Genomic DNA, 15,931 nt, shown 5'->3' on the forward strand with positions numbered 1-15,931 from the left:
AAAAGATATTCACAATGAAAAGAACGTTTCAACCATCTAAAAGGAAAAGAAAAAATAAGCACGGCTTCAGGGAGCGTATGGCCAGTGCAAACGGAAGAAAGGTCCTTGCAAGAAGAAGGGCTAAAGGAAGAAAGAAATTATCTGTATCTTCTGAAAACAGACACAAACACTAATGAATCACGTTATTCGAAATATTAAAGGTGTTACTTTTTAAGTAACGCCTTTTTTTATATCCACACGCTTCTTATTTTTACTGCGAACACAACATAATATCATGCCGAAAAACAAAGACATCAAGTGCGTTTTAATTATAGGTTCTGGTCCCATTATAATCGGGCAGGCCTGCGAATTCGATTATTCAGGAACTCAATCCCTACGTTCCTTAAGGGAAGATGGGATAAAGACTGTTCTGATAAACTCCAATCCAGCAACCATCATGACCGACCCCTCCATGGCCGATCATGTTTACCTGAAACCACTTACCACGAAATCGATTATTGAAGTTTTAAAAGAGCATCCTGAAATTGATGCCGTTCTTCCAACCATGGGAGGACAAACAGCTTTGAACCTTTGTATCGAAGCTGATGAAAAAGGGATCTGGGGAGATTTTGGAGTGAAACTTATTGGTGTTGATATTGATGCAATCAATATTTGCGAAGATCGTGAACAATTCAAGCAGTTGATGGGTAGAATTGGGATTCCTGTCGCTCCTGCGAAAACAGTTACTTCTTACCTGCAGGGAAAAGAAGTGGCCCAGGAATTCGGTTATCCGCTTGTGATAAGGGCTTCGTTTACTCTTGGAGGAGGTGGAGCAGGTTTTGTTCATAGGGCTGAGGATTTTGATGAAATGCTTACTTATGGGCTTGAAACCTCGCCTATACATGAAGTTTTGATAGATAAGGCTCTTCTTGGCTGGAAGGAGTACGAGGTAGAGCTTCTGCGTGATAGGAACGATAACGTGGTGATCATTTGTACCGTTGAAAATATGGATCCTATGGGTATCCATACTGGCGATTCTATCACCGTTGCTCCGGCAATGACACTTAGCGACAGTGCGTTCCAGAGAATGAGGGATATGGCCATCAAGATGATGCGCAGTATCGGAGACTTTGCTGGTGGATGTAACGTACAGTTCGCGGTAAGCCCTGATGAAAAAGAAGATATTTATGCGATCGAGATCAACCCAAGGGTATCCCGATCTTCGGCACTTGCATCAAAAGCAACCGGATATCCAATCGCCAAGGTAGCTACCAAACTAGCTCTGGGATATCACCTCGATGAGCTAGATAACCAGATCACGAAATCCACTTCGGCATTATTCGAACCTTCATTAGACTATGTGATCGTAAAAATTCCTAGATGGAATTTTGACAAATTCGAAGGTGCAGACCGTACCCTCGGACTACAGATGAAATCTGTTGGAGAAGTGATGGGAATCGGAAGATCTTTCCAGGAAGCTATTCATAAGGCAACTCAATCCCTGGAGATAAAACGAAATGGACTCGGTGCAGACGGAAAAGGTTTTACAGATTATGACCAGATCATTGATAAACTTACTAACCCTAGCTGGGACAGGGTGTTTGTGATCTATGATGCGATTCAAATGGGTATTCCATTAAGCAGGATACATGAGATTACCAAGATTGATATGTGGTTCCTTAAGCAATATGAAGAACTGCATGCACTGGAAAATGAAATTTCCACCTATGACATACACTCGATTCCAAAAGACTTGCTTCTTGAGGCCAAACAAAAAGGTTTTGCCGACAGGCAGATAGCTCATATGCTTGATTGCTGGGAAAGTGAAGTTTACAAGAAGAGAGAGGAGCTTGGAGTAAACAGAGTATATAAGCTGGTTGATACCTGTGCAGCGGAATTTAAAGCAGAAACACCTTATTATTACTCCACATTTGAGGATGAGATTCGTTCGAAAGAGGGAGAGGTCTATATAGATAATGAAAGTAAGGTTTCAGATAAAAAGAAAATCGTAGTACTCGGTTCAGGGCCAAACAGAATAGGCCAGGGGATAGAGTTTGATTACAGCTGTGTGCACGGTGTGCTTGCCGCTTCCGAATGTGGATATGAGACCATCATGATCAACTGTAATCCTGAAACGGTTTCAACAGACTTCGATGTAGCTGATAAACTTTATTTTGAACCCGTATTCTGGGAGCATATCTACGATATTATACGACATGAGAAACCAGAAGGGGTGATCGTTCAGTTAGGAGGTCAAACCGCTCTTAAACTTGCTGAAAAACTGGATAGATATGGTATCAAGATCATGGGCACCAGTTTTGAAGCGCTTGATCTGGCAGAGGATAGGGGAAGCTTCTCGAAACTTCTTCAGGCTAACGATATCCCTTATCCCGAATTTGGTACTGCCGAAAATGCAGATGAGGCACTTGCACTGGCTGATGAATTAAATTTCCCGATTCTTGTGAGACCGTCTTATGTACTAGGTGGTCAGGGAATGAAAATCGTGATCAACAAGGATGAATTGGAAGAGCATGTTGTGGACCTTTTAAGGAAGATCCCTAATAACAAACTCCTCCTGGATCATTATCTGGATGGAGCTATTGAGGCAGAAGCGGATGCTATTTGCGATGGGGAAGATGTATATATCATCGGAATCATGGAGCACATCGAGCCATGTGGAATTCACTCCGGAGACTCCAACGCATTGCTTCCTCCTTTCAACTTGGGAGACCTTGTAATGCAGCAGATCAAGGATCATACTAAAAAGATAGCACTTGCCTTGAATACTGTAGGATTGATAAATATCCAGTTTGCGATCAAAGATGAGAAGGTGTATATAATCGAAGCGAATCCTAGAGCTTCGAGAACAGTGCCTTTCATCGCGAAGGCTTATAAAGAACCTTATGTTAACTATGCGACAAAGGTGATGCTGGGTGAGAAAAAGATCAAGGATTTTAAATTCGATCCTAAACTTGATGGTTATGCTATCAAACAGCCGGTATTCTCTTTCAATAAGTTCCATAAGGTCAACAAGCAATTAGGACCTGAAATGAAGAGTACTGGGGAAAGTATCCTTTTCATTGAAAGCTTGAAAGATGATGATTTCTATGATCTTTACTCCAGAAGAAAGATGTATCTGAGTAAATAGAAACATTAAAATAATTATAAAGTCATTTTGGCTGAAGATTGAAATCTGTAATTTCAGAAATCTTTTTTCATTCGGAATGACTTTTTTATTTTATATAAACTCAAAAATGCTAACTGATTTATGAAGGAAATGGTTTTGATTTTTGGCGGTGTATTGGGAACTTTTGCGGTAATATTGGGGGCTTTTGGAGCACATGCTTTGAGAAGGTCGTTTAATGATGATCAACTGAGAAGTTATGAGGTAGGAGTGAGATATCAAATGTATCATTCCATTATGCTGATCATTTCCGGGATCGTTTTTCCTTTTGCTGAAACAGGCCAGGTGCTTACGGCCTGGTGTTTTATTATTGGGATTATTCTTTTTTCGTTTAGTATTTACGGACTAACTTACAGCGACTCCCGGGGAAAGAAAATTAAGATTTTAGGCCCTGTAACTCCAATTGGTGGCCTTTTTCTGATAATCGGCTGGATACTTTTTACTTTTAATATTGCCGAAATCGCTCTTTACCTGCAACCCTGATGCCTTAGACTTCGAGTATTTCTCTTTTTCTGTACTTTTCGGCGAACCAGGCTACCAGGATGAGTTGGGCAGAATGATAAAGCATGATTGGCAAAAGTAATAAGCCCGAGCTGGCGGCATTTCCGAATATCACCCTCACCATTACCGAACCGTGAACCAGCGATTTTTTGGTTCCGCAGAATTGAGCCGCGATCTTGTCCTCGGTATTCAGACCAATAAGATTACTGAAGAAGGCCAGTCCGAAGAAGACAACAAAGAAAAGAACCAGAACGATAGCTACCATTTTTATTAGTTCGTTTAGTGCTACAGTCCTGAAAAGGTCCGATGTAAATGAATTGCTGAAACTGGAGTAGATAATCAGGATAATGGTGGTTTTGTCAAATAAACTCAGCTGTTTGCCATATTTCCTGGCGAGGTCTCCAAAATATCTCTGTAGAAATAAACCTATAGCCAGGGGGACTATGATTTGCAGACATAGTTTCTGAAGCACTTCAAGAAAATCAAAATCTGTTGTCTTTTCCAGAATAAAACCTATCCACAAGGGGGTCGCTACAATTCCTATTAAACCTGAAAGGCTTGCATTGAAAATAGCGGTAGGTAAATTTCCCTTTGCGAGGGCGACCATGACTACTGAAGATGATACAGTAGAAGGGAGTGTTCCCAGGAAGAACAATGCGATCCAAAGATCAGATCTCAGGCCATTTTCAAAAAACGGCAGACAGGCCAGGCACAATAATGGAAAAATCAGGAATGTGGTGATATGTATAATGATATGCACCCTGTAATTAAGCAAACCGGCTTTAAATTCGGCAGGTGCCAGTTTCAGGCCGTAAAAGAAAAATATTAGACCTATCCCGATATCGGTTATGGTCTTTAAAGGTAATAATTGTGTGCCTTCGGGGTAGAAATACGCGATTCCAATGGCAATGAAGATGACCAGTATAAATCCGTGTGACCTCAAACTTCTTTCTCTATTTTTACCTTATGCTCTTCAAGAATATGCAGGTACCTGTCTGAAGAAAAGTCGGTGACCAGGAATTCCTGTATCCTTTTCTTTTTCATGTTTTTCTTTTTAATGCTCTTCGCAAAACGCCTAATCTGGTTATCATTTTTGAGAATAAGGCCGGGTACCTCAATAGATTTGCCATTTTTATCTTTAGCGACCATAGTGAAATACGAAGAATTACAATGCTTTACATTTCCGTTCTGGATATTCTCAGCTTCTACCCGAATGCCTATTACCATGGAACTACGACCTACATAATTAACGGATGCTTTCATGGTTACAAGCTCTCCTATTTCAATGGGTCTTAGAAAATCAACTGTATCAACACTGGCGGTAACACAATAGGCTCCGGAATGTTTAGATGCACAGGCAAAAGCGATCTGGTCCATGAGAGAAAGGATGTAACCTCCATGTATCTTTCCGTTGAAATTGGAATGGGAGGGTAGCATCAATTCTGAAATTATCACATGGCTCTCTTCTACGGTCTTATAATCTTTTTGCATGGTTATTTTCTAAAATGCGGACTTTCTGATTTTTCCACATCGGTTATAAAATATTTTGTGTCTCCCCAGAAGAAAAAGGTGTCAAATCGCTCAATATAGGTGAGCTTTACATAATTGCCTTCGTATTCCTGGAGTTTTTTAATTACGTCATCATTTTTATCCAGTACCGAAAACTGAAATATCTGCGCCCCGCTGATTCCCTGGCTAATTTCACCTTCCCAGGTCTTGGAGATTACTCCTTTCCGGCTGAATTTGATCAATTCCCCGCTTCGTGTTCCTTCGCTATAAGGAACAAAATAGATAAAGGCATAATATAAAAGCCAGAGAACGAATACTCCGCCGAGTATATATAAAAGGGTCTTTTTCATTCTAGATATTCTTATAGACTAAGTTGAGAAAATCTTCCAGTTTTGATGGTTCAAGCCATCTTGTTACGATCACCATTTTGTTTTTCTGATCTATAATGATGAAATTTCCTCCAAAACCGGCGGCATAGAAGATATCTGTATCGATATTTTCCATATTTCGATCTCCCTCTGAATTAAGCCACCACATATATCCATAATTCGGATTTGGTGTTGAAGGTTGCATGGCTTCTGTAATCAGGTCTTCTGAGATCAATTCCTTTTCGTTCCATTTTCCATTATTCATGAATAAAAGACCAAACCTCGCCATGTCTTCAGTGTTTATAAACATTCCTCCGCCTGAATGACCTCCGCCGCTCACAGATTGCATTTTAAGACCGTCTATGGTGGTCCATGAATTTTCATATCCAAACCACCTCCAGCTTTGAGAAGAGCCGATAGGATCCATGATATTCTTTTTCAGTACTTTTGGTAATGGCATTCTGAATACATTTAAGAGCGAATAGGCAAGTACATTCACTCGAACATCATTGTATTTAAAATAAGTTCCAGGTTCGTGTAGTTCTCGGGACCTCCATTCATCTATGCTTTGATCCTGTGGAGGCCTGTCGGCCCAGTCGAATCCTCCCCATAGCTGGCCGCTCCAGTCGGAATTTTGATGAAGCAGATGTTTCCATGTGATCTTCGAATTATGTTCCCCTTCAAAAGTGTCATCCCAAACATAGTTTACCACAGGCTCCTCAAAATCTTTAATTAGATTCTTGTCTCTCGCGATCAAGGCTGTTGTTGAAAGGAAACTTTTGGTAACACTGAAAGTCATATCCACTCTTTTGGTGTCTCCCCATTTTGCAACCAGATATCCATTCTTCAAGATCATTCCTGCCGGGCCGCCTCTCCTTTTAGTAGGTCCAAGGATTTCGTGATAAGGTTCGTGTTCAAAACCTTTTAAAATGGCCTGTCTGAGGTCTTTTGAGCCTGAGTATTCGTTAGCTTTAGCGAAATTGACGGCTTCAGAGAAATCCAGTTCAAATTCGGAAGACTGTTTTTCCTGCCATTCCCCTGCCGGTGGAAAGTAGATCTCCTGGGCGGTTAACTGGCATAGGAAAAGAAATAATACTGTGGTTAAAATGGTAGTTTTTATCATCTAAGATCTAGAGTTTGGTTTTCAGATTCTTCTTCCTCTTCATCTTCGATCTCCCCGCGGTTCAAGAGTTTCTGGTCGATTTGTTTACTGGCTTTTGCTCCCAGTTTTTTCAGTTTCTCGACTCTTCGTATAAGATTTCCTTTACCGGTGAGCTTTTTCATGGCGCCTTCATAAGAATTCTGAACGGTCCCTATCTGGCGGCCAATCTTCAGAAGTTCGTCAGTGAGGTTGGTGAACGAATCGTAAAGCGCTCCTGCCTGGGTAGCGATCTGTATCGCGTTCTGTTTTTGCTTCTCGTTCTGCCACATACTATCGATCGTTTTAAGGACCGCAAGAAGGGTGGTAGGCGTAACAATAATGATATTCTTTTCAAAGGCATCACTGTACAGGGACGGATATTCATTGGAAGCGATGGCGAAAGCTGCTTCTATCGGGATGAAAAGCAATACAAAGTCAGGGCTTTCCATCTGGTATAGAGAGTGGTAATTCTTATTACTCAGTTCGTTAACTCGATTTTTTACAGAAATAAGGTGATTTTTAAGGTGAGACTTCTTATCATCTTCATCTGTTTCGTTGATGTAGCGTTCATAAGCATTCAGTGAAACTTTGGAGTCTACCACCATCTTCTTGTCGCCCGGCAAATGAATGATCACATCGGGCATTACTCTTTTTCCATCTTCGGTATTGAAGCTTTGCTGAACAAAATATTCGCTGTCTTTTTGCAGGCCACTGCGTTCCAGGACCCTCTCAAGTACCATCTCTCCCCAGTTACCCTGCATTTTGGTGTCGCCTTTAAGGGCTTTGGTGAGGTTGGTAGCATCCTCACTTATTTTAAGGCTTTGCTCATTCAGGAATTTCAGTTTTTCTCCCAGTTCGGCATGTCTTTTAACCGATTCCGAATCGCTTTTATTTACTTTTTCCTCAAATTCCTTGATCTTTTTCTGAAGCGGGTCCAGAATGCTTTCGATATTCTGTTTATTAAGATTGGTAAACTTCTCCGATTTCTGATCGAGTATCTTATTCGCAAGATTCTCAAATTCCTTGGTGAATTTTTCCTGGAGTTTTTCTACCTCGGCTTTTTGCTCCTCATTCTTTTCCTGAAGATTATTGAATTCTGAAATTTTTCGGGTAAGCTCCAGGCTGATGTTTTCCTTTTCCCTCCTTATTTCCTCTCTTTCTTTCTCGATCTTTTCAATATCGCCAGCCGCTTCATTTTTAAGTTGTTGAATCTCTTCTTTGTGATTTTCTAACTCACTGTTTATTTGATTTTTAAGATCTTCTATCTGAATTGATAGTTGAGAGTTTCTTTCTTCAAGTCTTCCGGTCTCGTTTTTAGATTTAAGACCCGAAATGAGTTTACCTATATAAACTCCGATCCCCAGAGCCACAATAAAAATTAAACTAATGAGAAGGTATTCGTTCATGAAATTGGCGGTTTTTCCAAAGATACTTATTTAAGAATTTTATAGAAGAGAGTCAGTAAAAATTTATAAATGATCTAATGTCACATCGAGCGGAGTGGAGGTGTAGAATTTATTTTATTTTAAAACTGGAAGACTCTTTATCAAAATGGATCAGATGACTGGGGAAGAGGTCGTTGAAGGTTTCAGAGTTTATGAGATCTAAAGGTTTGCCATAGAGCGCCTTTTTGTCCTTCAGAATAAGAAGTTTGTCGCATAACTGTAGAGCCAGGTTTATTTCGTGCGATGCGAACAAAATAGCCTTATTGGTTTCCCGGCTAAGTTGCTGCAGTAGTTTAAGGACATAGGCTTTATGATAAAGGTCAAGATGAGTAGTAGGTTCATCTAAAATGATGAGTGAAGTGTCCTGGGCCAAGGCGCGGGCAATTAACACCTTTTGAAATTGCCCATCACTTAGTTCATGACATTTTTTACTCTTTATATCCTCGATGTTGACCAGCTTAATGGCGTGCATTACTTTTTTCAGGTCATTCTTGTTGAGTTTTCCTATCCAGTTGGTATATGGCTGACGACCAAGGGCAACCAGTTCCATGACGCTAAGGTTCTTTGAGATCAGTTGCTCGGTCAATACCAGGCTGATGTTTTTAGAAAGTTCCGAAACATCGGTTTTAGCAAGATTTTTTTCAGAAATAAAAACCTGTCCTTTAATTATTTGCTGTATCCCGCTTAAAGTTCTAAGTAAGGTAGATTTTCCGGCGCCGTTGATCCCGATAACGGCAACAAGTTCACCTTCTTTTATTTCCATATCGATTCCCGAAACGACTACCTGTATGTCATTTCTTTTCCGGTAACCTATGCTTAGTTCATCAGTTTTCAGGACGATATTTGAATTTTCAGCGCTCACTTAAAAATTGAATTTTCTCTTTCTCACCAGCAGCCAGATGACGACTGGAGCTCCGATCAGCGAAGTTATTGCATTTATAGGTAAACTGAATTCACTTCCCGGTAGCTGAGCAATGATATCACAAATTAGCATTAAAATAGCTCCGCCAAATATCACCGCCGGGACCAGGCTTACATGATTGGCCGAGGGAATTATCTGTCTCACCAGGTGCGGAACCGCAAGACCTACAAAGGCGATTGGGCCGGCAAAAGCAGTGATACTTCCAGCCAGTAAACTGGTAGCGATAATTATCATGAACCGGTTCCTTTTGATATTGGTACCGAGGCTTCGTGCGTATTGCTCTCCTAATAAGAGAGAATTGAGGTTTTTTATGCTGCCAATGCTTATCAATATTCCTATCACCCAGAACAAACCAAGGATGGAAACTTCATCCCAGCTAAGATTTCCCAGGCTTCCGTAAGACCAGAAAACATACTGCTGCAGTTGGGAGGCTGGGCTAAAATAGGCCAGAACACTTACTATGGCAGCTGTAAGGCTGGCGAACATTAAACCTATGATAAGTATTGCCATGGTGTCTCTTAAGCGAATAGAGGCAAGGATAACAGCGAACAAGACCAGCAAACTTCCAAGACTGGAGGCGATCACCAGACTCCAACCAGATAAAAGAATTGCCGCAAATGAAGCTCCGAAAATAGATGCGCCCATGAATACGATTGCAACTCCAAGGCTGGCACCACTACTTAAACCAAGCACATATGGCCCTGCGAGTGGATTCCTGAAAAGGGTTTGCATTAAAAGTCCGCTAACTGCCAGCCCCGATCCGGTAATAATTGCTGTAATGGCTTTCGGAAGTCGGTAATTAAGAATAATATATCTCCACGTCTCTCTATCTACTTCAAAACCCAGCAGGGCAGAGGTGACATCTGAAACCGGAATATTTACCGATCCCAGGCTAATATTGAATAATCCGGTGAGAATTACCGCAAGGAACAGTATGATAAGCGCAAAAGTATATTTTCTCTGACTCAGCATTATTTAAGCGGTTTGTAGAATACCGGTTCGTAATCTTCCATAAGCCCTGGGTGGAATATAGAAATTAGGTCTTTCAGAATAAGATCGGGTCTTTGCGGACCAAGCTCATAAAAAGTTATTCCGCCAGTCTCCCCGGTTGAAAGGCTTACGCTGTATACATTCTTATCTCTCACAGCTTTAAAACGTTTGTAATGCTCCGATTCATTGAAAAGCTGTTCGTAAGAGGTGAACTGGCCGGAGCTCACCCAGTATTCGGCATCCTCAGCCTTTTCCAGAACGCTTTCAAAGGCTAATGATAAACTTCCATCACCTTCAGTTTCGGCATACAGATAATTGGCATTAGCGTCTTTAATGAACTGTGCCTGCCACGAATTCCCGTAAGGCATATACCATTTGTCATTATACATGGATCCGGCGATTACGCTAGGTCTTTTCTCACTGGTTTTAGCCAGTTCTTTTGCTTTAATGTATTCGTTCCTGATCTCACTGAATATTTCTTCAGCCTCACTTTCTTTTCCGAATAAAACCCCGAAGAACTTTATCCATTCAGCCTTTCCCAGGGGTGTTGCCTCGGTCCAGTCACCATTATAAATAACCGGAATTCCTGTTTTTTGGATGGTCTCAAAGCTTTTATTGGAAGCGTTAATAGCAAAACCAATAACCACATCGGGCGAAAGATCTATTAAGATCTCGGTATTGATATTTTCGTTCTGGCCTAACTCTAAAATTTTTCCGGCATCGATCAGTTTTCGTGTGTTTTCTGAAGAGATATAATTGAGGCCTGGAAATCCTACTAACTTTCCTTCTTCATTTAAAGCTTCAAGAGCTGGAATATGAGTGGTGGAAGTGACCACGAGACTTTCTATCGGAACTTCAACCTTCTGATTGTATTCAAGGTTTTCAGGGATCTCAGCATTCTTTTCTGCCAAAAGATAAACTAAAGGATCTTCAGCTTCGGGCCACGGAGTATTCACCTTTAGAATACTGTAGTTTTCAAAGCTAGTGATACTGAAACCTTTTGCTTCTTCAATTTCTACTTCTTTACCCTTCTGAAATTCAGGTGAATCAGCTTTCTTTGAATCTTTACAGGATATGAATCCCATGACTAGGAAAATGAGAATTATTCTTTTCAAAACCGTTTGTTTGGAGATCAAAAGTAAGATTATTTAACTTTTTGATCTTATTGCTAAACATATTTGTTTATTTTCGCATTGAAATTTTGGTTCAGCGCCGATTTATTTCTGCGTGGATTAAAAGGGAATCAGGGGAAGTATTTACTTCAAAAGCCTGAGCTGTTCCCGCAACTGTAAGCTTTGTCCGCCTGTGGCGGATGGCTGCAATAATTCTTCAAACCACTGTGCGTCTAAGGCGCATGGGAAGGTGAATTGCAGTACGCGAGCCAGGAGACCTGCCTGAATTTCAAACTAATATCGAGTGACTTTCGGGATAAAGGTCGGCAGATTATGAACGGAAACTTATATCATCTTATTCTAATCTTTTTTTGCGCCTGCTTTAGTATGGCCGCTCAAAATGATTCCATAAACTGGCTGGAAGAGGTTCGTTTAAGCGATGTGAAGCTTAAACAGAATTCCGAAGGGCAGTTCGTAAGAGAGTTGGAAGATTCTCTCATTCAGCAGAATGAGCCATTGCTCACCTCATTATTGAAATTCAATTCCCCTTTCTTTTTCCGGGAGAATGGCTACGGAATGGTTTCTTCGGCTTCAGTGCGCGGTACTAGCGCGGCCCAGACAGCTGTGGTGTGGAATGGCATCAATATCAATTCACAATTTACCGGGCAGACAGATTTTAATACGATAAACACCCGGGTTTTTGACAATATAAGTCTGCGGCCCGGTGGCGGCAGTGTGGTCTATGGCAGCGGCGCCATTGGAGGAACCATTCACCTGAACAATGACTTCAGTTTTGATGGGGAGTTGAAGAATGCAGTGCGTACTGGATATGGCAGTTTTGAAACCTATCAGGCAGCTTATAATGGAAGTTTTTCTAATGAGAAGACCAGCTTAAATATTGGTGTTTCAGGCATAAGTTCAGAAAATGATTATAAATACCAGGGAACCGATAAGCAGAATGAAAATGGTGATTTTTATAATGTTTCGCTGAGTGCCTCCCTGGCCAGATGGCTTGATGATACAAACATTCTGAAGTTCTATTCGAACTATTACCAGGGCGGTCGTGGATTCTCGGGGACTTTGAACCTTCCATCCAACAGTAAATATGAAGACAGGAACTTGAGAAACCTGCTTGAATGGAAATCATTTTTTGGAGATTTTACAAGCAGTCTGAAACTAGCCTTTTTAAAAGAAGAATTCAAATATTTTGAGAACAGGGATTCTGAAAATTTCAGTTTTGGAGAGGCCGAAACAGGAATCATCAAGTATGATCTGGGTTATGAATTCTCAGCTGGAATGAAACTTAATTTCATTGCAGATTATAATAATATCAATGGGGAAGGGTCAGGTATTGAAAATGCACAAAGAAATATCGGAGGATTTTCGGCTTTATGGAATCACGACCTGGGAAAACTGAATTACGAATTAAGTTTAAGGCAGGAAATCACTGAAATTTATAACTCTCCTTTATTGTTTTCAGCAGGAGGGAACTATTATTTTTCAGAAAATTATCTTCTTCGAATCAATACCTCCAGGAATTTCAGGATTCCAACCTTCAATGATCTATTCTGGCAGTCAGGCGGAAATAAGGAACTGGACCCCGAAACTTCCTTACAGGGAGAGATCGGGAATGAGATCAGTTTTCAGAATTTTCAGATTAACCTTACGGCATATTTCATGGATATTGATAACCTGATCCGCTGGATCCCGGGAGAAGATGGAATGTGGCGACCGGTGAACACCTCCAATGTTCATAATTATGGTTTGGAAGTGATAGCTGACTGGTCTAAGAATATTGGTGAAAATCCGCTAAGACTGAGTGGGAACTATGCCTTTACGAAGTCTATAGACCAGGAAACCGGTAAGCAACTTATTTATACGCCTCAACATAAGATTACTTTTTCGGGAGCCTATGAGATAAATAGGCTGGTTTTTTCTATTCAGTCAATTTATAATGGTAGTATTTATACCTCTTCCGATAATAATTATGAACTGAACTCATACAAATTAGTAAATCTGGGAGCCGAATATGCCTTTGCTAAAAGTCCGGAAACAAGTCTGCGATTTCAAATACATAACATTTTTAACGAAGAATATCAAAGTCTGCCTTCCCGCATCATGCCTGGAAGGTCATTTAACACCTTACTAATAATCAATTTTTAGCTATGAACTACAAACACTTATTTCTGTTATTTTTTACCGTCTTCCTTTTTAATTCCTGCGAAGACGATACCGATTGTTGTCCTATGCCCGAAGAGGAAGCCGAATTCGAGTCGGGAATCTTTGTGCTGAACGAGGGGAATTTCGGCTCCGGGAATGCCTCGGTGAGCTTTCTAGATAACGATATGCAGCAAATGCAAAGCAGTATTTTTATGAATACTAATGAAACCGGGCTTGGCGATACTGCTCAAAGCATCAAATTATATGAGGAATTTGCAATTATCGTTGTGAATGTTTCTAATAAGATCGAGGTCGTAGACAGGTATACATTTGAAAGCCGTGCTACGATAGATGTTGAACTTATGAATCCGCGTTATGCAGAAGTGGTAAACGATAAGATCTACGTTAGCAATTGGGGCGACGGAATGGACCCTGATGACGACTTTGTCGCTGTTTTCGATCTGTCGGACTTTTCATTTATAAAATCGATTTCGGTTGCTGAAGGACCTGAGAAAGTCCTGGCAGCCAATGGAAAACTATTCGTTGCCCATAAAGGCGGATTTTCATTTAATAATATTGTCTCTGTTATCAATACCGAGAGCAATGGAGTAGAGGCAGAAATAGAAGTAGGGGACCTGCCAAATTCCATGGTAATAGAAGGTAATAATCTTTGGGTGTTAGCTGGAGGGAAACCCTCTTATGCCGAAACAGAGACTGCTGGTAAATTATCAAATATCAATATTAGCAATAACCAGGTTGAGGAAGAATTTGATTTCCCGGATAGCTCTTTGCATCCAAATAATTTGAGCCTGGAAGGTAGTGATGTATATCTTACCATAGGCAAAACAGTATATAATTATAACATGACTACTATGCAGCCGGCTTCTGAATATAAACTTGATGAGCCAGCTTTATTATATGGTTTTGAGATCCATGACGGAAGAATATATGTAGCCTCTCCGAATGCCGATTTTACCGGGGACGGAATGCTTTATATCTACAATCTTTCAAATGGAAGTTTGACCACTCAGTTTTCAGTTGGAATTAATCCCAACGGAATTTATTTTAATGATTAGCCAATAAAAAAACCCGCTCCGAGCGGGTTTTTTTTATCTTTTATTCTTTATTGAAACTGACTCCTAATTTCCGGCCTCCGGTATCTGGAAGTTTATCGATATACATTCTTTGGTAAAGAATATTATCAAAACCAGCTTCTTTAAACTCATTATACCAGAATTCCCTTTCAGGATAGAATCTTCTGCTTCCAGCTATAGCATCGATAGCTGCTGAAAGTAATCTTTCAGAAGGATCTCCAAGGGTTCCCATGTTAGATATCCTTTCTTCAATAGCAAAATCCGGGATTATTCCGTTATAAGGTACCACCATATCCTCTGCGTTCACTGATTCGTAGACCAGTGGCTGAATAGCATATTTATGATCTGGATTGGCATTTTCCCTTCCAAAATTTGGAGAATCATAAAGAGTAACCGATGCCTGTGATTTTCCAACTGTAGTGTCTCCTACCTTGATTACATCGATATAAGGACTTAGCCCATTCATCACAAGCTCACTTGCTGATGCAGTGGAAGAAGTTCCAATCACATAGACATCAGATAGATTAAGACTGTTGATAGCTTCGTTGTTATCTATCTTATCGGTAAAATAATTGAATAATCTATCAGGGTTTTCCTGAAGGAAATAGTTCTGATATTTATCATTCCATTGCTGTTTTGCGAATACCTCTCCGGTGAACTGCCCGGTAATCATGCTTGCCAATCGGGTGGCAGAACTTACCCTACCACCTCCATTATATCGAAGGTCAAGGATAAGTTTTTGAATACCAGCGGCCTTGAAATCGGCAAAAACTGTATTTAGTTCATCATCAAAGTCTGCTACAAAACTATTATACATTAGATATCCAACCTTAATACCGTCTACATCCAGAACCTTATTTATTAGGATTGGATTTTCAGTGAGGGTTTGGGCATCTATGGTTACCGTTTCTCCGGTTTCACTAATCGTATTATTTTCAATTTTTGCCAGAGTAAAGGTGATTGTTGAATTCGAAAGTAAATCCCTGTAGTTACTTATGGTAAGAGCTTCTCCATTGATTTTTGTGAAAAGGTCTCCTCTCTGGATATCTTTTCCTTCGGCGTTACTTCCAGGGATAATGTATCTTACAACTCCAAAAATATCATTGGACCCTGAAGATAATCTGTAAAGGCGATAATCTACACCTGTTGTTTCCGAAATTCCACTAAAACTATTCTCCAGTTCTATATAGTCATCTGTTATAAAGCTGAAACGGTCCTGAGAAGCAACAAGTCCGTCATAGAATAAATTTTCAGGTGTATCCCAAGTTTCGAGCCAGTCATATAATTCCTCCTGATCAGCAAAATAGTCATTGGCAAGCTCAGGGATATCAGATTTGTAAAGGTATATCTCATTCATTCCCTTCCAGACAAAGTCCTTGATTTCAAGCTCCAGGCTCACCTCAGTTTTTCCGCCATTATCCGGAGGATTAGGGATATCATCATTATCATCCTTTGAACAGGAGACTAACATTCCCCCTGTAAGAAGGAATAGCATTAAATATTTATATACTTTCATAGATTAAGAA

14 protein-coding genes and 1 riboswitch are annotated in these 15,931 nt (G+C 40.4%); of the genes, 5 read left to right on the top strand and 9 right to left on the bottom strand.

Annotated features, from left to right (window positions below; genetic code table 11):
• Positions 1–14 precede the first annotated feature (14 nt).
• From rpmH to NE848_RS15445, 3 genes are all read left to right on the top strand, one after another.
• The gene (rpmH, locus tag NE848_RS15435) at positions 15–173 is read left to right on the top strand and encodes a 50S ribosomal protein L34 (protein WP_011708966.1); all 159 of its coding nucleotides are present in this window, start codon (positions 15–17) and stop codon (positions 171–173) included.
• Positions 174–274: 101 nt separating this feature from the next.
• Positions 275–3,127 carry a carbamoyl-phosphate synthase large subunit gene (gene carB / locus NE848_RS15440; RefSeq protein ID WP_252115323.1) on the top strand — a complete coding sequence of 951 codons (2,853 nt, stop codon included), beginning with the start codon at positions 275–277 and terminating at the stop codon, positions 3,125–3,127.
• Between the two features lie 120 nt (positions 3,128–3,247).
• Complete coding sequence (locus NE848_RS15445; RefSeq protein ID WP_252115325.1) at positions 3,248–3,646, top strand: DUF423 domain-containing protein; 399 nt, start codon at positions 3,248–3,250, stop codon at positions 3,644–3,646.
• 4 nt (positions 3,647–3,650) lie between these two features.
• Here the strand turns inward: NE848_RS15445 and NE848_RS15450 are convergent, their stop codons facing one another.
• From NE848_RS15450 to NE848_RS15485, 8 genes are all read right to left on the bottom strand, one after another.
• Entirely contained in the window at positions 3,651–4,607 is a 957-nt protein-coding gene (locus NE848_RS15450) for a bile acid:sodium symporter family protein (protein WP_252115334.1), read from the bottom strand.
• Positions 4,604–5,155, bottom strand: coding sequence for an acyl-CoA thioesterase (locus tag NE848_RS15455; RefSeq protein ID WP_252115337.1), 552 nt, complete (start codon positions 5,153–5,155; stop codon positions 4,604–4,606). The genes NE848_RS15450 and NE848_RS15455 overlap by 4 nt, the downstream gene beginning before the upstream one ends.
• Positions 5,156–5,157: 2 nt before the next feature.
• The gene (locus NE848_RS15460) at positions 5,158–5,523 is read right to left on the bottom strand and encodes a 6-phosphogluconate dehydrogenase (RefSeq protein ID WP_252115339.1); all 366 of its coding nucleotides are present in this window, start codon (positions 5,521–5,523) and stop codon (positions 5,158–5,160) included.
• Position 5,524: 1 nt separating this feature from the next.
• On the bottom strand, positions 5,525–6,664 hold the full coding sequence (locus NE848_RS15465; RefSeq protein WP_252115341.1) for a serine hydrolase domain-containing protein: 1,140 nt from the start codon (positions 6,662–6,664) through the stop codon (positions 5,525–5,527).
• Positions 6,661–8,088 (bottom strand): DNA recombination protein RmuC, encoded by a 1,428-nt coding sequence (locus NE848_RS15470; protein ID WP_252115343.1) that lies wholly within the window; start codon positions 8,086–8,088, stop codon positions 6,661–6,663. Before NE848_RS15470 ends, NE848_RS15465 begins: the two co-directional genes overlap by 4 nt.
• 109 nt (positions 8,089–8,197) lie before the next feature.
• Positions 8,198–8,989 (bottom strand): ABC transporter ATP-binding protein, encoded by a 792-nt coding sequence (locus NE848_RS15475; RefSeq protein ID WP_252115345.1) that lies wholly within the window; start codon positions 8,987–8,989, stop codon positions 8,198–8,200.
• Entirely contained in the window at positions 8,990–10,021 is a 1,032-nt protein-coding gene (locus NE848_RS15480) for an iron ABC transporter permease (protein WP_252115347.1), read from the bottom strand.
• Positions 10,021–11,154, bottom strand: coding sequence for an ABC transporter substrate-binding protein (locus NE848_RS15485; RefSeq protein WP_252115349.1), 1,134 nt, complete (start codon positions 11,152–11,154; stop codon positions 10,021–10,023). Before NE848_RS15485 ends, NE848_RS15480 begins: the two co-directional genes overlap by 1 nt.
• A 70-nt stretch (positions 11,155–11,224) precedes the next feature.
• A riboswitch (cobalamin riboswitch) is annotated at positions 11,225–11,451 on the top strand.
• Between the two features lie 33 nt (positions 11,452–11,484).
• On the opposite strand from NE848_RS15485, the gene NE848_RS15490 reads away from it, so the two are divergent.
• Both NE848_RS15490 and NE848_RS15495 read left to right on the top strand, forming a co-directional pair.
• Complete coding sequence (locus tag NE848_RS15490) at positions 11,485–13,314, top strand: TonB-dependent receptor (protein ID WP_252115351.1); 1,830 nt, start codon at positions 11,485–11,487, stop codon at positions 13,312–13,314.
• 2 nt (positions 13,315–13,316) lie between these two features.
• Positions 13,317–14,387, top strand: a complete 1,071-nt coding sequence (locus NE848_RS15495) for a YncE family protein (RefSeq protein ID WP_252115353.1) — start codon at positions 13,317–13,319, stop codon at positions 14,385–14,387.
• A gap of 40 nt (positions 14,388–14,427) precedes the next feature.
• Here the strand turns inward: NE848_RS15495 and NE848_RS15500 are convergent, their stop codons facing one another.
• Positions 14,428–15,921, bottom strand: a complete 1,494-nt coding sequence (locus tag NE848_RS15500; protein ID WP_252115355.1) for a S41 family peptidase — start codon at positions 15,919–15,921, stop codon at positions 14,428–14,430.
• Positions 15,922–15,931 lie beyond the last annotated feature (10 nt).

It is taken from the genome of Gramella jeungdoensis, from assembly GCF_023805255.1.
Classification (GTDB): domain Bacteria; phylum Bacteroidota; class Bacteroidia; order Flavobacteriales; family Flavobacteriaceae; genus Christiangramia; species Christiangramia jeungdoensis.